The organism is Haliscomenobacter sp., from assembly GCF_040403615.1.
Lineage (GTDB): Bacteria > Bacteroidota > Bacteroidia > Chitinophagales > Saprospiraceae > Haliscomenobacter.
Window position 1 is genome coordinate 21,967 of record NZ_JBBAKG010000030.1, and the last position, 21,778, is coordinate 43,744.

Annotated in this window: 15 protein-coding genes; 4 read left to right on the forward strand and 11 right to left on the reverse strand. The window is 46.3% G+C overall.

Annotation, left to right across the window (positions count from 1 at the left end; genetic code table 11):
• Positions 1–131 precede the first annotated feature (131 nt).
• From ABW391_RS11590 to ABW391_RS11600, 3 genes are all read right to left on the reverse strand, one after another.
• Positions 132–731 (reverse strand): YceI family protein, encoded by a 600-nt coding sequence (locus tag ABW391_RS11590; RefSeq protein WP_353482029.1) that lies wholly within the window; start codon positions 729–731, stop codon positions 132–134.
• A 128-nt stretch (positions 732–859) separates the two neighbouring features.
• Positions 860–2,308, reverse strand: coding sequence for a hypothetical protein (locus tag ABW391_RS11595; RefSeq protein WP_353482030.1), 1,449 nt, complete (start codon positions 2,306–2,308; stop codon positions 860–862).
• Positions 2,309–2,356: 48 nt separating this feature from the next.
• Positions 2,357–2,938, reverse strand: coding sequence for a YceI family protein (locus ABW391_RS11600; RefSeq protein WP_353482031.1), 582 nt, complete (start codon positions 2,936–2,938; stop codon positions 2,357–2,359).
• A 191-nt stretch (positions 2,939–3,129) separates the two neighbouring features.
• Here ABW391_RS11600 and ABW391_RS11605 point away from each other — a divergent pair, with 191 nt between their 5' ends.
• Entirely contained in the window at positions 3,130–4,704 is a 1,575-nt protein-coding gene (locus ABW391_RS11605) for a hypothetical protein (RefSeq protein ID WP_353482032.1), read from the forward strand.
• Positions 4,705–5,008: 304 nt separating this feature from the next.
• On the opposite strand, the gene ABW391_RS11610 is transcribed toward ABW391_RS11605, so the two are convergent.
• The 5 genes from ABW391_RS11610 to tatC all read right to left on the reverse strand — a co-directional run bounded on the left by ABW391_RS11610 (position 5,009) and on the right by tatC (position 12,589).
• On the reverse strand, positions 5,009–8,893 hold the full coding sequence (locus ABW391_RS11610; RefSeq protein WP_353482033.1) for a T9SS type A sorting domain-containing protein: 3,885 nt from the start codon (positions 8,891–8,893) through the stop codon (positions 5,009–5,011).
• A 239-nt stretch (positions 8,894–9,132) separates the two neighbouring features.
• Positions 9,133–9,855: a YqjF family protein gene (locus tag ABW391_RS11615; RefSeq protein ID WP_353482034.1), complete on the reverse strand. Its 723-nt coding sequence runs from the start codon at positions 9,853–9,855 to the stop codon at positions 9,133–9,135.
• Between the two features lie 118 nt (positions 9,856–9,973).
• Complete coding sequence (locus ABW391_RS11620; protein WP_353482035.1) at positions 9,974–11,221, reverse strand: glutamate-5-semialdehyde dehydrogenase; 1,248 nt, start codon at positions 11,219–11,221, stop codon at positions 9,974–9,976.
• Between the two features lie 31 nt (positions 11,222–11,252).
• A complete protein-coding gene (locus tag ABW391_RS11625; protein ID WP_353482036.1) occupies positions 11,253–11,723 on the reverse strand; it encodes a hypothetical protein in 471 nt (156 codons plus the stop codon).
• A gap of 2 nt (positions 11,724–11,725) precedes the next feature.
• The gene (gene tatC, locus ABW391_RS11630; protein ID WP_353482037.1) at positions 11,726–12,589 is read right to left on the reverse strand and encodes a twin-arginine translocase subunit TatC; all 864 of its coding nucleotides are present in this window, start codon (positions 12,587–12,589) and stop codon (positions 11,726–11,728) included.
• A 160-nt stretch (positions 12,590–12,749) separates the two neighbouring features.
• Between tatC and ABW391_RS11635 the strand changes: the two genes are divergently transcribed.
• Complete coding sequence (locus ABW391_RS11635) at positions 12,750–13,064, forward strand: YbaB/EbfC family nucleoid-associated protein (protein ID WP_353482038.1); 315 nt, start codon at positions 12,750–12,752, stop codon at positions 13,062–13,064.
• A gap of 90 nt (positions 13,065–13,154) precedes the next feature.
• Positions 13,155–14,384, forward strand: a complete 1,230-nt coding sequence (locus ABW391_RS11640) for a LamG-like jellyroll fold domain-containing protein (protein WP_353482039.1) — start codon at positions 13,155–13,157, stop codon at positions 14,382–14,384.
• An 83-nt stretch (positions 14,385–14,467) separates the two neighbouring features.
• Here ABW391_RS11640 and ABW391_RS11645 read toward each other — a convergent pair whose 3' ends face one another.
• The 3 genes from ABW391_RS11645 to ABW391_RS11655 all read right to left on the reverse strand — a co-directional run bounded on the left by ABW391_RS11645 (position 14,468) and on the right by ABW391_RS11655 (position 20,775).
• Positions 14,468–19,144, reverse strand: a complete 4,677-nt coding sequence (locus ABW391_RS11645) for a T9SS type B sorting domain-containing protein (protein ID WP_353482040.1) — start codon at positions 19,142–19,144, stop codon at positions 14,468–14,470.
• 176 nt (positions 19,145–19,320) lie between these two features.
• The gene (locus tag ABW391_RS11650; RefSeq protein ID WP_353482041.1) at positions 19,321–20,169 is read right to left on the reverse strand and encodes a thioredoxin family protein; all 849 of its coding nucleotides are present in this window, start codon (positions 20,167–20,169) and stop codon (positions 19,321–19,323) included.
• A gap of 87 nt (positions 20,170–20,256) precedes the next feature.
• A complete protein-coding gene (locus tag ABW391_RS11655; RefSeq protein WP_353482042.1) occupies positions 20,257–20,775 on the reverse strand; it encodes a helix-turn-helix transcriptional regulator in 519 nt (172 codons plus the stop codon).
• 338 nt (positions 20,776–21,113) lie between these two features.
• On the opposite strand from ABW391_RS11655, the gene ABW391_RS11660 reads away from it, so the two are divergent.
• Positions 21,114–21,638 carry an RNA polymerase sigma factor gene (locus ABW391_RS11660; protein WP_353482043.1) on the forward strand — a complete coding sequence of 175 codons (525 nt, stop codon included), beginning with the start codon at positions 21,114–21,116 and terminating at the stop codon, positions 21,636–21,638.
• The last annotated feature ends 140 nt before the right edge of the window (positions 21,639–21,778 follow it).

The window sequence follows — 21,778 nt, forward strand, 5'->3', positions numbered from 1 at the left end:
TACGAGGTAAGCACTTCGGCTACGCTCAGCGACCGCACTTCGGCTACGCTCAGTGACCGCACTTCGGCTACGCTCAGTGCCGGTCATTGAGCGTAGCCGAAATGCGGTCACTGAGCGTAGCCGAAGTGCCCTCACATCCCCTGCTCCACATCCACAATCATGTCCATATGAATACGGATGAGATCGTTCACTTTGATGGTTCCCATCAAAGCCTTGGGAGGAATCAGACCAAAATCGGTCATTAGGATGTTTTTGTCACTGACGAATCGAAAATTGTCTTCGTCATTTTGCAATGCGCGTACATTCAAATCAATTGTTTTTCGATAGCCAGCGATGGTCAACGCAGCCTCCACAATTTGATTGGACCATTCTCCTGGCTTCGTTTCATTCAGTTGTTTTACTTGCAGCAATTCAATCCGAATTTCGGGGTATTCATCCCCATGCAAGGTTTTGAACATGTCTTTGTTCATGAACTTGTTGCCGCAATCCAATGCTGCGGAACGAATCTTGAGAATGGCATTGGAAAAGGTAGCTGAAGTGCCGGTTTTTCCTTTGTTGAACTTGAGGGTTGAGCGCGGAAATTGATCCGTACAATCGCATTGAAACTTATTGATGTTGCTGGCACCAAAAAGCGCAAGCTGACTGGCAGGATCGATCGTAACAATGGTATCGTTGGACAGCCCAAAGCCTAAGACCCAAAAGAGAAAGATTAGAGAAGAATATCTGCTCATGTCGTTGGATTAGAGGAGTGATTGGGGGCAAAACAAAGTCGGGCGCGCCATTTTTGAGATGATGTGTTAGCATCTCTAAATGGCGCACCCGGCTATGATTGGTTGATCATTTTATATCTCTAAATCAATTACAGTCCGATCACGGCTTCCACCATCACACCTTTGAAGTTGCCATTGTAGCGGTAATCTGTTTTCAGGAAATTTTTGTAATCCTGATTCACATATTCCAATTTCAACAGCAGGTTCTGAGTAGGAAACCAGCCAGCAGCAAAAGCCAAGCGGTTGATGGTAATATCCACTTGTTTGCCTTGCGCATCAGTTATTCCTCTAGGTTGACCAGTTACGGTAATGTAGCGGGCGCCAATGTACGCTTGTTCGTGAGGCAAGAAGCGGTAAAGACCTTCGATAGCGGTTTGATTCCAAGTACGTTTTACCCATTCGCCGTCTTTAACGTCTGCATAAACGCCACCTTTGATCATATCAAATGAACCAAATACTTCAAATCCTTTGTATTTCAGGAATGGGTTGATGGTAATCGCGTCGAGGCGGTTGTCTACGTTAGGATTGAAACGGCCAGAGGTAAAGTTTGGCCCAGCCTGGGTGGCGGTATTCGATGGAGAAGTACCAATCGAAATTGGAAGACCTCCAATGGTTGCTGGTTCCATTACACCAAAGTAGTGCGAGCCAGTACGGTCACCTGCAAACAAAGTATTGCGTTGGCTGTTGCTGTTGTGGTACAATGACGCAGAGATACGGAAGCGAAAATCATCGTTAAAATTCTTGTCGAACGCAGCTTTTAAAAAGATGGAAGGAGTACGTTTTACCGCTACCACGCCATTGGTTAGTGCTGTTGGAGGAGGTATAATGTTACCATTGATAAACCCGGAACTCATCCCGGCCATCAGCATCAAGTTCTTGGTGGGGAAAGCGTAGATTTCGCTACCTATTTCAGTGGTGAAAGCGTCCAAAATATAGTTTTCAGCAAAAGGATTGAAGATAGCATTGCCACCATCGGTACGGCGGAACTGCTGGTCACCAAAGTTGGGGGTAAAGTGACCGATTTTTACCCGGAAGTAATCAGTAAACCACTGTGGACTACCAAACATAGGGAGTTTGTCGATTTGGATGTACCCGCCTTTTACCCAAAATTCGTTGTGGTGACGTGTAGACATGTAGTTTTCCAAACAAACCCGGATACCGTCATCCACTTGGAAATCAAGGTTCAAGTTGGCCATAGCCAGGTTGAAACCAGACAACGTTGCAGAAGTAGAGTCTTGAATCTTGATAGTCCCGTAAAGCAGGTTTTTATTCAGTTTGTTGGTAGCGGAAGTTGCGACGTAACTGGCCTCATTAGAGGACTTTAAGTTTTGGTAATCTTGGGTAAAACTACCGCCGATGCGAAGAGAAACCCCTTTGTATTCGGGCTGTACACCGCCTTTGGTTGGTTCAAAAACATTGATCCCGTTTTTGTTCCAGGGTCGGAAGTATTGGATCTCAGCTTGCTGAGCCACCAGAGGTAAGGAGAAAGCTAGCGCTAGCAAACCTGCCAGCAGGTTCGAGTAAAATATCTTTTTCATCTTGTTTGAATTTTAGTCGTTAGTGAAAGAGTGTAGGGCTACAAGAATTCAATTGCCCAAAACGATATCGAAAGTTACGGTGATTTCATTTCCAGTCTTGATGGTTCCCATCAATGCGGTAGGTGCTTCCATTTTAAAATCCGACATTTTGATTTTTTTGGCTCCTTTGAAGGATAGGTTTCCTCCATTCAGGATCTTGCCTTTTACATTCATGTCAATCGGAAGCTTAACGCCAGCGATGCTCAGGTTGCCAATCGCTTTGATGTCGTATTCTCCAGCTCCACTAGGGGCAATCGACTCAACTTTGGTCAGTTGGTAAGTAATTTTTGGATATTGGGTTGCTTTCAGCGCCTCCCAGGTTTTTTTATCCATCATTGCGCCGTGTTCGCTTTTAATGGATTTTACATCTACATCGACGGTGAGGCTATTGATGGCTTCGAGTCCGCCTTCAGATATATTGATGTCGCTCTTGACGCTAAGTACAGTTACTCCAGACTCCCATTTGTGCAGGGTAGAAGTACCCGAAACCGACATCTTAAAACTTTTAAGCGTCTGACTGCCGGGGATCATCCACAACATCAGCGGAAAGATAAGTGCGGTGGTTAGAATAAGAGATGCCTTGTTTTTCATGGCTTTTTGCTTTGATACAGTGCAAAGTTAGCCGCTATGAAAAGGGACAGAGATGAGGTTTGAGACTTATCGCAGGTGATTTATGTCACAGAGTCAAAAAAACATCCAGTAGTATGAATTGATTTCGTTTTCCAGCCCAAGCAACTTGTGGTTGTCCATTTACGTTCACTTGGGAAAAACGTAGCAGTAATATGCGTAATCTATTTTTGATCGCCTTTTTGCTCTTGGGAAGTGAAATTTTTGCCCAAAAAATGAGCCTCGCAATTGGCCCCGAAATGAAAGCGGACAAGGACGTAAGCTTTTGGGGACACCTGCACCACGATGCCTCCGGGCATTATGTTTTGCAAACAGAATCTGATGGCAGTAACTTTTTATCGCGAGATAAACACGCACCCGTCCTGCAAAAATTCGATCAAAAATTTAAATTGTTGTCTTCCAAACCTCTTATTGCCAAACTCGATGATGCCTCTTTCGGGAATTGTTTTTACACAAAAAACAAGTTCTTGTTGTGTTCCAATCAATACAATTCCAGAGAAAAAACGCTCAGTTTTCACGCCACCACCATCTCGATGAAAGGGGAGGCCAGCAAACCAATACAGTTGGCTCAAATTCAGTGGAACCATAAAGACGACGAACCAAAAAAAGTAGATTGGTCAATGTCGGAAGACACTACCAAACTGCTGGTGGCCAGCTATGCAGACAATGATGACAATGATTTGAAAACTCAGGTCAGCTTCATCGTGCACGATCACAACCTGCAAAAACTTTGGGGCAAAGGCTACACCCTCCCCTACTCACAGGAGCAGTTTTCGTTTGAAAACTGGACGCTGGCCAATGATGGCAAGGTCTATTTGTTGGCCAAGATTTATGATGAATTCAACAACAAGGAGTCCAAGAAAGAAAACGGCAAGCGCAAACCGGCTTATAAATTGGTGATTTTCCGCTTTGATCCCGAAAGTGCACAGCCCTACCAAATCCGCATGAACCTGAGAGATAAATACGTCACGGATGTGACTTTCCAACTCAGCCCGGAAGGAGATTTGAGTTGTGCAGGGTTTTACTCCAATGACCAAAAAGGCGTGATTCAAGGGGTGTTTTTTTCCCGCATTAGTGCCCAAACCGGCCAGGCACTCACGGTCAACCTCAAAGCATTCACTGCTACCGACCTGGCCTTATTTGATACCGATACCGATAAAAGTGGTGATGAGGGACTCAGCAAGGAGTTTAGATTCGACCGCATCGTGCTTCGCGACGACGGTGGCGCAGTGGTTACTGCGGAACAGGCTTATTCAATTACCACCACTTATCGGAATGGAGTTTATTGGGTATCGCGCACAACTTACTACAACAATGAAATCTGCGTTACGAGCATCAGTCCGACCGGAGAAATTGATTGGGTACGCACCATTCCCAAAAAACAGGTGATGGCTGAAACCGATATTTTCAGCGGTTACACGATGATGGTCTCTGGCAGCAACTTGTACTTTCTGTACAATGATGATGAAGACAACCTGAAAAATCCACTGACTGCCCGAGCAAAACGCATTAGCTCCTTCAATGATGCCGTAGCAACCGTTGTAACGATCAGCTCCGATGGAAAAATGTCCCGCAATCTCGCCTTTGAAATCAAAGAAGATACCAACAAAGGGCTGATTGTAGCCCGACATTGCAAGCAAACAGACCCCAACGAAATGTTTTTTCTCACTACCCGCTACCAATTGTTCAGCAGGCCTCGATTTTTGATGGGGTCATTGAAGGTTGATTGAGAAAGCGCTGGCCGTCGTTTTGTCTTTATTCCACCCAAAACCGCAGCCCCATGCAGCGCAAATGGTAGTGCCGTTGTTGTTGCAGGAGTTGCTGATGTGTTTTTAAAATAGAGCGCTTAGGGAAGTGATTTAGATAACTGTCGCGTTTCAATATTCAGGTTGCTTGTTCAAAAAGCTTACTGTTTTTCAAACACGACAGTCATTTAAATCTTGTTCCATAATCAGTACAAAAAAATCCCGCAGCGCCAACCAGCACTGCGGGAATACCTACCTACCTATATCGTTCCAAGAATAAATCCAAGACCTATTTCACTACGCTCAACCTTTGCGTTTGCACCACTCCTTCGCTCAGCAAGCGAATCAAGTACATACCCGCTGGCAGATTGCTGGTGTTTATATTGAGCTTGTGGAAGCCTTCGCTTTGTTGCCCCTGGTTCAGGTTTTGAATCCATTTTCCTTGCAGGTCGTATAAGTCAATGACCAGGTTGCGGGTTTTGCCGAGGGCATAAGTCAGGGTTGCTTGTTCTTTGGCCGGGTTGGGGAACACACTCATTTGGGTGAAATCCGCTCCGTTGTTCTTTACATCCACCGCCGATGTACTGATGTCGCCACTGATGTAGTTGGCAAACTTGCGGGTGCTGAGTATGTTGCCTTCGGCATCAAAGTAGGTGATCATCAGGGTTGGAACCGTTTTGCTGCCGCTGTTGTCAGCAATCACCAGCGACAAGCCTTTTTCGATGGCGGTGCCACAATAATCCAAATCTTCCAGCGAAGGGAACGTTGCGTATACATAATCTGTGCCCATCGACGTGCGCACGGCACAGGTTTGGTCATCGCGGAGTGCTTCGCCTTCAATCTTACCCGCAGTCACTGCAAAAATGTAGGGTGCAGAAGACAAGCGGGTGGTAGCTCCCGGGTCGGTCAGATCCAGGCTAACTGCCATTGCAGAAATTTCGCCAATGAATTTGGAATTCGGATCGGCTTGCAGGCGTACAGCATACAGTTTGGCAGGAATCTGGTAGCTCAAGGTCGCCACATCGTGGTTGATGATGCTGCCTTTCCACTTGAGGGTATCGCGGCAGAAAGTGCCATCGCAGTAGTTGATTTGCAATACAATGCCGCTGCTGTAAGTCACACTGGCGCTCACCCAGAAAGCAATGCTGTTGATGGCTGGAGTTGAAGGGGTGATTACGCTGGTGCTGGTCATGGATTGAGCAGGGCCGTTGTCTACACTGTAGCTGCCTGCGCTAAGGCCAGCCGCTGCAGTAATGTTTACCGAACAAATTGGCTTGTTGGAGGGGTTGATGTAGTTGAAAATGCCGGTTTTTTTGAAATGTGAGCTTTTGAAGTTCAAAGTCCATTGGCCACAGCAATCACTTGGCACGGGTGGTTTGCCACAGCCATCCAGCTTGATCTCTTTGAAGCACTGCTCGCCATTGCTGAAGGTAATGCTGAACATCGCCACGATGCTGCCCGTGGTATTGTTGGGCGAAGTAGCGAAACAGATATCGAGGGTAGGAGCGCATCCGTTGGGGATGAAGTTGTAGGTACTTTGTCCCTGGTATGCACCCAGGCTGGCGGCGCAATTCCAGCCAGCGCTGCTCATGGTGCCCCCTTGTACGGTGACCTGAATTTGTTTCACATCGCAGGGCGTAACTAGCCGCAAGCAGCACTTACCATCGATGGGCTTCAGGGTCGTTTTTTCGCAGCATCCGCTGGATACAACGGTAGCACATACCGTATTGGAAGCAGCTGGCGTCAGTGGGGTATAGGTCAGGTTGCCGTTGATGATGTACTTGCCCGAGCCCCGTGAAGCAAAATCGTTGCAGGCTTGCTGGGTCGTTTGGGCATTTGCAGAAGTAGTAACCTTGAAGTTGGCACGCAAAGTACCGCCGCTGATCAAGCCATATGCAGCGCCATACGCGATGCCCACGTTGTTGCCACTGCCGGTATAAGGCCAGGCGTCGCTGGTTGTACCGATGCTCAACCCCATTGAGTTCAGGATGCTCAGGTTGTTGCCTGCCATGGTTCCGGCAGTTCCGGTCACGGACGGGGTCGCTACTGCGGCATAAGCGTATCCACTTGGGTTGCTCACCCCAAACTGTGCCCCTCTGGGACTTGTGCGGCTCATTACTTTCCAATCGTTGGCGCCATCATTCATGGGCAGCAGGTCAACCTTGCGCACATCGTAAAGGGGGCCAGTACCGGTGTTTTTGATGTTGAGGCGGTACCAAAGGCTGCCACCAGCGCTGGTCGTGGTACTTGATGCCCAGGTGGCGTTGTCTTTGCTGACTTCTTTGGTCAATTCCGTACCGTGGGTAACGTTGATCAGGGTATTGACCGTGTTGGCTGTTTCAGGGGCAGGCAAGTTGCCACCATTGCCCGTAAAGGTATTGGGCACAATCCCACTGGCTGCATCAGGAGCAACTTTGACATCGAATTCGATGAAGTAAAACGTGACACCCTGCGTGCCGTAAGCACCGCAATTGGCATAGTAAAAATTCTGGCATTCGGCGGGGATATTCAGGTTGTTCCACGTAAGGGTATTGCCGCTTACTGAAGCAGTGGCAATTGGCCAGGGTGTCGCTCCTACCCCACCGCAAGCAGGGTTGTAATTGAGGCTGGAATAGGCAATTTGGTTGCCCATGTAAATCAAACTGGGGTTTAGTACATCACTGAGGTTGAAGTTGCTGGCATTTTGGGAACCGATGTTTTGTATGCGCAAACGGTAGCGGAATACATTGCCAGGCTGATAAGCTACCTGTGGGCTGCAAATGTCTTTGTACAAACACAAGTCTGGCGCGGGGGTAGAAGTCACGAAGCTAGCGCAACTCTGCTGCGCAGGAATTTGCGAAGAAGTCAGATTGGCACAGTTGGTAATGGTTGTATTGGGCAGTACACTGGCATTGATCGTAAAAGCGATTTGAATCTGCAAGCAAGCAGCGGCGGCCAATCCGGTTTGGCTAAAGCTCAATGAAGCGACCGGACTGATGACAGGCGCAGTCCAGTTGATGTTGCCCGTTTGACTAGTTGCAATGATGGGTGTATTGGTATTCACTAAAACAGCACTGGCGGTAACCGGAGCAGAGGCAGAAAAAGAGATCGAATTGACCGTAACGCCTGCCGGAATCACATCCTGAATAGAAAAAGTAAGCGGTGTATTGCCGTTGTTGCAAGTGGTAATGTAGTACACGCCCTGGCAGCCAGGCATCTTGTTGTTGAGGTACAAGCCTTTGCTGAAGGTGCCGGAACTGATCGGAGCAGCAACTTGTACGCAAGTTGTGTTGCTGTTGGCGCTAAAAGCCTGGTTGCAAGCGTTGGTACCAGAAAGTGTAGCCGTATTCGGGATTTGCGTACCTACCGGGAAGGAACCTGCCGGATAGTTTACGGTCACCTGACAGCTTAGCCATACCCAGGGAGAAGCCGCATTAAGGTTGCCTACGTTCCAGGTCAGGGTGTTGCCGCTTTGGGTGATCCCGCAAGTACTCGACACTAGGGTTGCGCCCGCTGGCAAAACATCGGTTACTACCGCGCTATTGAGGTTGATTTGGCCGTCGTCGTTGCCCTGGTAAGGGTTGGTTTTGTACACCATCAGGTTGTAAGTCACATTGCCTCCAGCAGCCATGATGTATTGGCAGCCGTTGTTTTGAGGATTCCAGGAAAGTCCGGTTACGCCCTTGCTGATTGCAAAAGGGTTATTGGCAGTTGCCGTAGTGGTAATAAAATCGGTACAAAGTTTGGGTTGATTTTTGGCTTCAAGGCAAATGGAATTGCGTGCGGCCGTACCGGGGCAAGTTGTTCCAGCCGGAAAGTGCACATTGATTTGAAAAGTTCCACTGCAACCAGAGCTTACCGAAGCAAGGCTGTAGCTTACCAAATTTCCGACGGTGCTCACCGTTGGCGTGCCACAACCTGTGCCTGGCACTACTCCGTCGATGATCAACGTAGCAGGAACCTGATCGGTGATGACAACATTGGTGGCGCCAGCAGGAATGGTATAAAAAATGGTGTAGGTGAAAACGACTCCCGAGGGAACGCTGGAGTTGCTGACCTGTTTTTTTACTGCAAACCCATTGGCAGTAACGGTATTGGTCAAGGTAGCTTGAGTTTGTGCAGGCAATAAGCCAGGCAGACTCAGGAAAAGCAGGCTAAAAATTGCCCACATCAAGTGGTTTTGGATCTTTTTCATGTTCAACGGAATTAAATTGGATGAAATAAATGAGTAGGTTTAAGGGGGCTTCATCTACTCATCTCCAAAGCCGTTGAAATCTTACTGCCGTTTTTAAATTTTTTTGAAAAAAATAATCAAAAGGCGATAAAAAAATGAGTGTTTCATTTTGCCAAAGGATTAGATGAGAAAACGGTTCATTTCAAGTTTCTTATCTAATCCTTTGGCTACAAGAAAATGAAACACTTATTTTTGCCCCACTACCCAGGGATAAAATGACCTTGTCCTACTTCAATCCCGGAGCCTTCGGCCAAAAAGACCGACAAAGGTTGTAGATCATTCAAAAATGCAAATTCCTGGCCGTAGGCTGCGCCAAAATCTAACTGACAAAGGAAATTTTGCACCGCATAGGTTTGCCAACGTGGATGCTCTACTGCGTACTCCATAGTGCGTTGGGCATCCCAGCGGGCATAGCCCCAATAATGCTCGGTGATGAACTCTGCTTCGCAACCAGCGGGCATGTCTTCAGCTTGCGGTAAAGTAGTAGCAGAAAAAGAATACTGCTGCCCCTTTTGTTTCCAAGAATACTCTACTTCCAAATTCTGCTCCGTTTCCGTCCAGCGGTATTGCATGGGCACAGTCTTGTATTGCTCGCGGTATAGGGTATTTGCCACGAAGGTGATTGCAGGTACAGGCACGAGTTCCCTGAGAAACACCACTCCTCTTTTCCAGCCCAATTCGGGGTCTTGGTATTTTACATAAAACCGCAGGTTGATCTCCGGAAAATTGCGGTGCCCCGGAAATCCAATACCTTTGACCTTGGTGTTCAAAAACCGGAAACCCACCAGACTGACGTAGCAGGTTTCATTCCACCAATCCAGCTCAACGCCAGCAGGCAGATAAGGCAACAATACTTCAGGATTGACTGCGTAATTGAGCATCAACAGCCTGCGCCATTCGGCGGTAAGGAATGGGTTTTGCATTTTTTTGTCTTGAAGATGTACAAAAGGTAAACGTTTAGCACCCCACCTTCGGTGGAGTGTTTTTTCAGCGCCGCCGAAGGCGAGTGCTAAATAATACAAAAAATGGTGGTACTACAGTCTAACTCCGTATCTGGCCATTTCCCTTAACCACCCATTTGTAGCTGGTCAATTCGGGCAAGGCCATTGGCCCACGAGCATGCAATTTTTGGGTACTGATGCCAATTTCGGCGCCCATACCAAACTGGGAGCCATCCGTAAATGCCGTTGAAGCATTGGAATACACCACTGCGGCATCCACATTGCACAAGAATATCTCCTGGATTTCAGGGTCTTCGGCCACGATGGTTTCGCTGTGGCGGGAGGAATAACGGTCGATGTGGTCGAGTGCTTCCTGTAGGTTAGATACGGTTTTAACCGACATTTTCAGGGATAAAAACTCTGTACCAAAATGGGTGGCATCGGCCAGGGACAACAACTGATCCGGGTATTTCCCTGTTAAATGCGCCAGTGCCCCTTCGTCAGCAAATAATTCTACTTGCTGTTCGGCTAATGGAGCAAGCAAGGCTGCTAGATCTGGTAATCGCGATTCGTGAATGATCAAAGTATCCAGGGCATTGCACACGCTTACCCGACGGGTTTTGGCATTATTGACAATGGCACTGCCTTTGGCCAAATCTCCACTTGCATCAAAATAAGTGTGAACGATCCCTGCTCCGGTTTCGATCACGGGTACAGTAGCATTTTTGCGCACAAAATCAATTAGGCCCTGACTGCCCCGTGGGATCACCAAATCAATGTAGGCGTTGGCGGTCAGGATGAGTAACAAGGCTTCTCGCTCACTGGGGGCCAGGTATACACTATTTTCCAGGCCATAATCGGCCAAAATATTTTTGATCAAATCAACAATGGCCAAATTGGAAAAATGCGCATCGCGGCTGCCTTTGAGTACCGCAGCATTACCAGATTTAAGGCAAAGTGCAAATACGTCAAACGTGACATTGGGGCGCGACTCGTATACGATACCGATGACCCCCATCGGCACACTGGTTTTTTTGAGTTCCAGCCCGTTTGACAAGGTACGCTCTTCCAAGACTCGGCCAAGGGGAGAAGGCAAATCGGTAACTTTACGGATATCCTGAGCAATGTCTTCCAAACGTTTGGGATTGAGCAGGAGGCGATCGTACTTGGGATCAGTAGGATCCATGCGCTCTAAATCCAGTTGGTTTGCGGCTAGTAGTGCAGGTGTGTGAAGTATTGCCGCATCGGCCACGCGATTCAGGATCAAGTTGATGTCCTCATTGCTCAATTGGATGAGCTTGCGCGCTGCCTGACGGGTCGTACGAAGTTGCTCAAGGATGGTATTCATGAATAGTCGATTTAAAGTGCAATTTTAAAGACTAGTGCTTTAACTCAGAAGTTTCGCGCTTCAACAAACTATTTTTCAAGTCCGGATTTTCTTCAAAAAAAGCATAAAAACGACTCGGACTCGGGATAAACGGCAGGTGCTGGCCGAAACTCCCTTTGCCTTTCAAGTGCAGGGTAGCCACCGAAAAAATCAGCAAAGAAGTGGCGGTAATGCTTTCAATTTCGCTAAACGGATAGTGAACGTTCCTGAAATAATTGGTCACGTAAATCCCCTTAGGCCCAACTTCAACGCGCTTAAGCCGCATTAAGGTAAAGGCCAGAAAGAGTGTTCCTGAAGCAAAGATGAACAACATGACACCCTTTATTGTCAAGGCTGGAGTATTGCCTACCCCGGCAAAATTGGTCAGCAGAATGGCAACGGTAGTCCCTCCCACCAAAACCAGCCAAAAAACGGGCAGTACAATTTTGTACACCAACGTGAGATTACTTGATATCCTTTCCATGCTTAAGATGGGGTTACTTCCGCTGAAGAATCATCATCGTCATCTTTGGGAGCCACCCGCTTGGCAATCATGATGCTCACTTCGTACAAGGTGTATAGAGGAATGGTTACCAGCATTTGAGACACCACGTCAGGTGGGGTAATGATCCCTGCTACCACCAAAATGACTACTATGGCCTGGCGGCGAAATGCACGCATGTCGGCGGCAGTTATCAAACCGATTCGGGCTAAAAAATAGACGACCACGGGCAACTCAAACACAACCCCCAAGGGTAAGGTAAACATCACCATGTAATTGATGTAAGAGTTGAGCGTAGGAATATTGGTAACACCTGGAATGGTGTAGCCGATCAAAAAGTTGATGGCAAAAGGCGCCATCAGGAAATAGCCGAACACAACGCCGAGCAGAAACAAAAAAGAACAAACAAAAACGGCTCCTGTAGCCGCTTTTTGCTCTTTGGGCAGCAAACCGGGGCTGACAAAGCGCCAAATTTCCCAAAGCACATATGGGGCTGCCATAATCAATCCCACCACAAAGGACACCCACATACTGGTGACGAATGGCTCGGCAAATCCGATGGTTTGCAAATTGACCTCATGCGCAGCAAAACACATGGTATTGCCCAAACCCATGCTTTTGGAGAAAGAACAAAGCAAGGTATACGTAATGAAATCTTGTCGGGAAGGGCCAAAAATCAGCACCTTAAACATCCAGTCCTGGTATATGAAAAGCGTGATCCCAAAGACAGAAATGGCTGTCAGTGAGCGAAGAATGTGCCAACGCAATTCCTCCAGGTGGTCAAAGAAAGACATTTCTCTGCCAGTCTTTTTCTCTTCTTGGTCTACATCAATTTGATCCAACGGCATGATGGCTCTTTTTTCGAAATTCCTTGCACTGTTTGTCCTTATATGCCAAACAGTTTTGTCGCTCAACTAGTTTAACGGGGACAAATGTATAAAATACTGTCATTTCCTGTGCATTCCGTTATATCTTCGCCCATAATTTACCGACAAAAAAAGCAATACCATGTTTGGACTTGAGAACATGTTTGGCGATATGGAGGCACAGCAAAAAGCCATGCGCGAAAAATTGGCCGAGTATATCGTTGAAAGTGAAGCCGGTGAGGGGGCCATCAAGATCAGCGCCAACGCCAACCGAGAATTGACCAACATCACCATCGATCCTGCGTTTTTAAAAAATGTGGAAGCAGAAGAGTTGGAAGACCTCCTGTTGGTGGCCATCAATCGCGCCCTGCAAAGTGCGCTTGAAAAAGAAGCGTCTGAGACTCAAGAGTTGCTCAAAGACATGTTGCCTCCTGGCTTGGATGGCTTGTTCAAATAATAAGCCTTCTCTTCCTTCGTTTTTTACTGGAATATGATCCCGTACTGTTCAGTATTGGGATTAGTTGTTATGTCAATTCCAAAAAATACCATGAGAATAGCTGCACTTGTTTTTTGCTTATTTTGTCTTGCCCAGTTATCTGCCCAAACCCAGGCTGGATTGGTTGCATTTTATCCCTTTGAAAACAGCAATGCGGATGCGGCGGGCAATACGGCCAATGCCTTTCAGCCCGCGCTCAATCGGAGTTACGATTGTGGAGCCATTGGCCGAGCTTTGAAATTCGGTGGCGCAAATGGAAACGCCGTAGTAATGGGCCCCGCAAATGACGAATTCGATACGGAAGATTTCACCCTGAGCTTCTACTTTAAGGCGACCAATCAAAATGGTATTCAATACCTGGCACACAAACTCACCAGCAATTGCAAAACGGATGGAAACTATTTTTACATCCGGTTTCGTCCCTTTACCCGCACGCTGAACGTCTTTTTGGGAGAAGGAGCCAAAACCGTAAACTTGATTGGCGAAGTACCCAAAGAGAAGTGTTGGCACCACGTTGCGGTCATTCGGGAAGGAGTGAAAGTCAAACTTTACATCAATGGGGTTAAAGTGCAAGAATTAAACACCCAAGGGCGTATCAACTTGTCCAATGACGGAAAATTCATCATGGGCAATTCTCCTTGTGCTCCAGTTGCCAACCAGGCGCCTTTTGAGGGCTATCTGGATGAGGTTCGCTTGTACAACCGCTCACTCAATGACAACGAAGCCAAACAGCTTTATGCCGTTGAACCCGACAACATCGTAACCCGCGACACGAGCATTTTCGTTGGTGGTGCCGTAAAAATCAAAATGGGGCCGACTTGTAATTTCATTTTCAAGTGGTCACCAATCAATGGCGTTGTATCTGCTTTCGATAAAGAACCGGTGATTCAACCTTTCGATCCTGGCATTTACTTTTATTCGGTCAACATGACCGATGACAGTGGGGTATGCGTAGCTACCGATTCCATCCGCATTACGGTAATCGACCCCAATACCCTGGATTGTGGGCAGGTTTTGTTGCCCAAAGCATTTACGCCCAATGGCGATGGGCTCAATGAAACCTTTGGCATCAGTAATCCTTTCGTAATTCAGGAATTGATTTCGTTTGAAATTTACGACCGCTGGGGAAGCAGGGTCTTCGGTACGGCAGATCCGTTTTACCGTTGGGATGGGTCTTTTCAAGGAAAAAAGGTCAACTCAGGAGTAATGCTTTATAAAATTCGTTACCGCTGCAAGGGAGAAGAGAAAATTGCCACCGGAAGTGTGATGGTGATGCGGTAATGTTAGGTGTTTGGTTTTAAGTTGCCCACAATTTTGCAAAGATGCATAAAGTTGTGGGCAACTTAAAAAACCAATTTCAAAGTTTATCTCACCAGTCCTATATCTCCGCGATACAGCAGTTTCACATCATCCAGGAATTCCACCTCGATTACATAGACATATACGCCTTGGCCAGCTTGTTTTGAAGATAACAAACCGTCCCAAAGGATGGTACCACTCAGGCAATTCACGGTAATGTTTTTTTGCTCCAAAATCTGGTTGCCCCATCGATCAAATACTCGGGCATAATTGATGGTCTTGACGCCTTTGCAGCCATAAGCCCGGAATTCATCATTGCGGCCATCCCCATTCGGAGAGAAAGCATTTGGAACGTAGAAATTGCGATTGCGATCCAATTCTACAAACAGTTTGCCTTCCGCTTTACAACCACTGATGTCGGTTACGGTCAGGATGTACTCAGTATCGTCACGTAGGTCGCGGGTAGTGCGTGTAGCTGTAAGCACGTAAGGATCAACTATTTTATCGTTGGACAAGCCTTTAGCGGGCAGCCACAAATAGTTTCTGATTGGTTTGGAACTGGTCACGATTGGCGTCAATTGCAAACTGTCACCCAATTCTACGGTGACCTGATTGGGCTTAAAATCAACCGATAATTGATCCGGCTGATTGACTTGAATGGTATCTACATATTGGCAACCCAATTGGTCTTCAACGGCAATGATGTGCTGTCCAGCAAAAATATTGGCCGCCTGATTGAGAGGGAAATTGATGCCATTTTTGTCTACAGTAAATGTAAAATCTGATGACAAAATTCCATTTCCACCATAAGCTGTATCAATCGTCACCGTAGTCGCGTCACCAAAACAGCGAGGTTCAGCAACCGGATTGATTATCGCCACTACTGGCGGAGGTGCAAGCACTGTATAAGTAGTCGAATCCGTACAATTTTTGGTGTCGGTTACGGTAACAAAATAAGTTCCCGGAGCCAGTTTTTCCGCAAAAGGCGAATTGGCCCGTGAGATATTTCCCGACCAGGTAAACGCATTTTCAGGAAGCGGGTTGATGCCTTCATCCGTATTGACGCTCACGCCAAATTTTCCATCTTTGGTATTGTTGCAGCTCGCTGCCCGCGAAAAGCTTTGGTCAACCACGATGGTGAGTTCAGCTGGTTCTCTGACTTCAAGTTCCTGGTTTTTCACACAATTCCTGCTATCGGTTATTACTATCCGATAGGTTCCTGCACGCAAATTGCTAAGGCTATCTTGAGTAGCTCCGGTTCCTTGCCAGTTGAATCGGAAAGGAGGCGTTCCACCAGCAGGCGTTAGTTTGACTTTTCCGTTGGCTAAGCCAAAACAAGTTACTGATTCAATGACAGAAAGTACTTTAATTTCCGGAGGACTGAGAATGCGCACGGAATCCGCTGCCGCACAAGAATTAGAATCTACTACCACCACAATGTTCATTCCTGCAGGCAATCTCACCGCGGTTGAGGTGGATACCCCTGCAAATGTTTCTTTGCTGCTCTGCCAGGTGAATTCAAATCTACCAGAGCGGCCATTGCTGAATGCAGCAACTGCGGTTGCTCTACCATCACTTGAGCCTTCAAAACAAGCGACCCCGGTACTGTCTCTAAAATTGATCAAGATGCGTGGAGGATCCTGCAAGACAAACTGGCCTGTGGTAGGTGGGCATCCCTTGGCATCAAATACAGTCACTTCATAATTGCCTGCTTTTATGGCTGGACGCAATTGAAAACGGGAGGTATCTTTGCCTTGGTCTTTCCACAAGAACTTATAAGGAGCGGTTCCACCACTGGCATTTACAGTTAATGATCCATTGGCGTCGCCTGGGCAACGTGGAGCAATGCTGGTTATGCTGTCAATTTGAACCGGCGTAGGCGCAATAACCTGAGCGGTATCTACCGCTCTACAGAAATCACTCCCCGTAATCGTAACAATGTAACGGCCAGCAGGCAAATTGGTGATGTTTGGCCCGTTGGCTGAATTATCCCACACAATGGAAGTAATCGTGGTGCTTGGTGCTGGAGTGGCACTAACCGACAAGCGACCATTTTGATCTCCAAAACAACGCAGGGTGAAGTCATTCAATTGGGTAATTTGTGGAGGGGCTGGTGCTCCAACACGAATTGCCAGTGTTGTATCACATTTATTGCTGTCGATAACCGTCACGATGTAATTTCCTGACCTCAAGGCAGATGCCAGCGAATCCGTCTTCGTTGGAAGCAGCATGGTATCCAAACGCCATTGATATTTATACGGTTTTACACCGCCACTAACTTTCACCGATGCAAAACCATCCAAACCAGGATTACAGGTCTCGTTTCGCAAACGATTCCTGGTAATGCTTACCGGAGTGGGCTGCTTCACAGTGATGGTATCACTTACTTGACAACCCGCCGGATCATTGTCTCTCATCGTAACGATGTACTTTCCAGCCGGAACATTGTTCAATGTGCTATTGGTAGGTTGATTAATCGGAGTAGCTGTTGTTCCCGTCCAGGTAAATGTAAAAGGCAACTGATTTTGAGCGCCAACTGTATTACCCGTTGCGATAACCAAGCCATTTGACAATCCAAAACAGGTTACATTGCTTACGGCAGTATCGATCACCAGTTTTTTGAAAGGCTCTACTGGAAAGGTGAAGATTTTTGTACACATGCGGTTGTCCGTAATGGTCACCGCATACAAGCCTTCTTTGATGTTGGTCAAATTGGAAACCGCGTTGGTATCGGCAGGTTTGGTGCTCCATTTGTACAAATACCTTCCTCTACTAAAAGGAACCCCTCCTGAGGCCCTTAAAACAATTGAGCCATTGGATACCCCGGAGCAAGTGGGTTGAGTGATCGTTGGGTTGGGTTCAATTTTGCTGGGTGCCGCAATGCTCACACTGGAGGAAGCCTGGCATCCCTTGGCATTGGTGACGGTAACCGAATACAATCCAGCCCCAAGTGAATCTACTCTTGGGGTTCTTTTTCCTGGTATATTCCACTGGAATTTATAGGTAGAATCAGGATTGGTCAAAGGAATCGAATTGATCGATATGGCTGCATTCAATATTCCAGTTTTGGAATCGTGGCATAAAACCTGCGCCAAAATTTGCACATCTATACCAAGTCCTTCTGGTTCAGCAAATTCAACCGTATCTATTTTAACATTGGCCGTAGGCTTGTTGCTGTCCTGAATTTTGACAATGTATTTCCCTACGGATAAATCCTCCCAGCGGAATTTCCCCCCGGGCTTTAAAATGACTTCAGTGGGAAAGCTTTGAGGTGTTGGAGCTATTTTTTGGATGGAGACGCCATAAGGAGCAGTCCCCTTGTCGGCAATCACTTCAATGACCCCATTCGTTTGGCCAGCACAAGCCAATCCACTGGTGGTAATACTGGTAAACAGCACATCCATCGACACATTGACCCGTCCGTCCCGGAAAACGTACCCCAAAGAGGCAGGTTCAGAACTTCCCACTGTTTCAGCGGGATTTCGCGAACCTTGAAAGCTGAGCGGACTGGTTGTTCCAATTGCACCTATGACTTTAAAGCAGATGGTAAAAATGGTGGCACTATCTGGCAAAATAACGCCTTGAAGGGCAGGATCTGACCAGGAAATGGCCAAACCCAATTTATCCGAGGTTGGGCCAATGTTGGATGAACCAAAACCACCCAGGCTGGTATTGTAATTTTTGGGGCCTACTAGTTCCAATACTTTGGTGTCCCAGCGTATATTCATCTCAAACAATCCAACTTTTTTGAAATTGGTCGTTTTGAGGTCAACACAGATCTCGTCACCCGTTTTTGCATTCAGGAAAGGCAATTGAAAGCCTACTGCTTGACAACCTGCCATGTTCACCGGAAAAGACTTATTGCAGTTTCGTCCATCGGTAATCGTAATGATATAACGACCAGGCTCAGGTACAAAAAAGGAAATGGAATCGAGGTGGCGTGCAGTATTGTTGTTGGTGCTGGATCCTTTTGCTACCCCGGTAATGCTGGGGTCATTCTCTTTTACCACCGTAATGGTATACCTTTCATTGGGATCAAACTCCGGAACGCCTCCACCTACAATAAATGACCCCGTACACCCGGCATTGTTGATACGCGTACGTACTCTTGCTGTATCGAGGGGTTTGAGGAAAGCAATCCGATAAGCTTCTTCAGCATTAAGATTGACACAGCCTCCATTTTCGATGGAACCTGTTGCAAAATTATCCACCGTGATGGGGGAAAAATAAAGGGCGACTGGTGCCCCTTTCCCAAAACCCTGAATAAAGCGCCCATCATTGATGTAGGTTATGTCTCCATTGCGTTTGCCGGTAACTGTCCAATACAGGCCATCAGGCTGGATTACCGTATTGCCAATGGTGATCGGTACCCGAGGATAAAGGCAAGTTTGCTTGAAAATATCGCTGGTATCCGGTCCGGTAAATTCGGTTGAGGGCGCGCAGGTAGTAACCAGGTATACAATCCCAGAAGGGGTTGCAAAGTTGGGGTCATCAATTCGAAAATTACCATCGTGGGTAATTTTAATTGAATCTCCAAAACAAAGGTAAATGGTACCTCCACCTGAAGTATTGCTTTGGCCTCCAATCGCTCCAATTGTAACTGTACCAGCGTTGTTGTTGCATGCACGACGCAATTGTCCAGCTTTACCACGGGGGTCAAACTTAAGTGTGCTAATGTTTTGGCCTTGCAGCATAGCTGCTGGCAACAATAGTAGGATAAGATATCCGAAAAATCTGCTCATTTTGCTCATCATTCTGATTATCGCTGAACGAACTTAATGCTCCGACAGAAAAACGCAGTAGAGCGACAAATATTTCCCAGCGGATGGAATGGCGGCGAAAATACAAAATTAAAACACCAATGGGTTGATGTCCTTTTTGAACATCAACCCATCATTTTCGCTGGTAAAACAACAAATTATTGCCCCAAATCTTTGACTACCCCTTTAATACCTTCACGCTGAAGGGCATTGAGGTAATTTTCCAAAAGAGCAGGGGTTTTAAATGGCCCTGCAATGAGGTGATAATAAGTTTGGCCATTGCTGTTGCTGGAAGAAATATTTACAGGCGTGTTAAATTTCTTTTCAAGGTACCGTACTTGCTGTACTACGTTTTCATAACTGCTGTATACCCCAACCTGAACACCCATTTTGCGGGAGTAGAAGTTGGAGGTGTTGCTTTGAGTCAATGTCCGATTCCGCTGAGCGTCCAACATTGCAGGATCGTCTTCTAAATCAGCCGATAAATTTTGGACTTCATTGTTGGTTTGATAAGCAGAATAAAGCTTATCCGGCTCCAAATTTTCAACGGTAGAAACAGTGGAGGTTCTGGATACCACTCTATTCTCCGGTGTGTTGTAGTGGCGAAGCTGATCCAATAACTGAACTGCATTAATGGTTTCTTCAAAGCGTGCAATTGCAACACCTGATGCATTAAAAATCAGCATTGAAGGCAAGAATTTCACCCCACAGGTTTCTCGGTCGGCGTAGCCTTGCACTTCATCTACGTCAATTTTCACAGCCAAATAATCATTGTTCATGTACGCAGAGACTTCTGGGTCAATGAAAGTGTTCGCCTCCATCCATTGACAGGGAAGACACCAACTTGCGTAAAAATGAACAAAGAGTGGTCGTTTCAATTGAGCGGCACGCGCTTTTGCTTCGGCTAAAGGTAGGTTTAAGAACTGCGCAGCACGCAGTTTTTGGGATGCTACAACTAGGGTAAATACCAGGAGCATGCCCGAGGTAACGGTCGTCAGTTTTCTCATAGAAAGGCGGAATTATAATACAATCATAAAAACTATATGCAAGATATTCATAATTCCTATGAGTAACAACTTCAAATATGTTAAAGGTTATTCTTGAGCAGAACTATCTTTGGAATTGAGGCTTTTCAAGAGGGAAAGGTGCTCATCCATGAGGGAACGGGCAGTGTGGTACAATTCTTCGAAATTCACAATAATGAGTCGCAATTCCTGAGGGATTTGGTCATCAACTTGTTCCAATTTGATCCGGCTACAAGTCATCAATCCTTCGATCATTTGCAACATGCGCTGGGCATTAGAGTGAATAACATCCAGTTGCTCCTGGTTTTTGCCCTGCTGCCGAGACCCTGATTTAAAGTAGGCATTCGGAGACGAAATGCTGCCTCCACTTAAATCGCGCTGTGCCAAATCACAAATAGACACCCCAAACAAACGAGAGATCCGCAATAGGTTGCACACCTTTGGTTCCGCAGAGCCGTTTTCGTAAGAGGCGATGTTGCCACGATTTAAACCGATTTTTAAGGCCAACTCTTCCTGACTCAGATTCATCTGCTTTCTTAAAAAGCGAATGTTCTTATTCAGGTAGGTGGATTCTACCATTGGGTCCATACCATCCAAATGATTTAAATAATCAAAATTTCAACACAAATTCAAACCTAAAATTAGTCCTTCGATTAAAACTTGTAGTTCACCGATTATTTTTCGGTATTCGTCGTCAATTATCGGTGTTTCGAATCTACTTTCTAAATACAAATTTAGACCTCCATTGTTTTGATGCTGTTAATAAAATTAACAATTTTCTTTGTTTTAGTCAAAAAATGTCGCCTGAGCACCTTTTTTATTAAAAATGAATCTAAATAGGAAAAAATAATTGCATTAAAAGGAAGTGTTTTATATTTTTGTAAAAAATTATTACAAATACCGTTACCCAAATAAATCACCGGACTATGCTTTACGCGATTCAAACTCCGATCTACGAGCAACTTGACAAGGTGAGCAATTCATTGCGCGCCTTTTCCCTCAAACTGACCGGTAACTACAACGATGCTGATGATCTTTACCAGGATACAGCGGTTAGAATCATCACCAACGCTGACAAATACAATCAAGGTACCAACTTCAAAGCTTGGGCGGTTACCATTATGCGGAACATTTTCATCAACAATTACCGCAAAAAAGTACGGCGCAACATGATTGTAGACCAAACACCCAATAATTTTTACATCAATTCAGGTGAGGAGAAGGTGTCAAATGATGGGGAGCACGATGTCGCTTTTGGCGAACTGATGCGTTTGGTGGATACTTTGCCTTCCGATTTTCGCGAGCCATTTCTGATGGCTTACGATGGGTTTAAGTACGAAGAAATTGCCGAAGAGCTTGGTTCGCCGCTTGGGACAATCAAAAGTCGGATTTTCTTCGCACGCAAAAAATTACAGAAGCTCTACGAAGAAAATTATCGGGAGCGAGCATAAGTCATCCTATTTCAGGATTGATTTGATGGAAGAAGGGGCGCCTTAAAGGTTAGCCCCTTTTTCCGTTTTTTTCCAAATCAAGAATATTTTGTACATTTCAGCTATCTAACCCCCTCTAATTCCCCATAAGGCAACTTAGG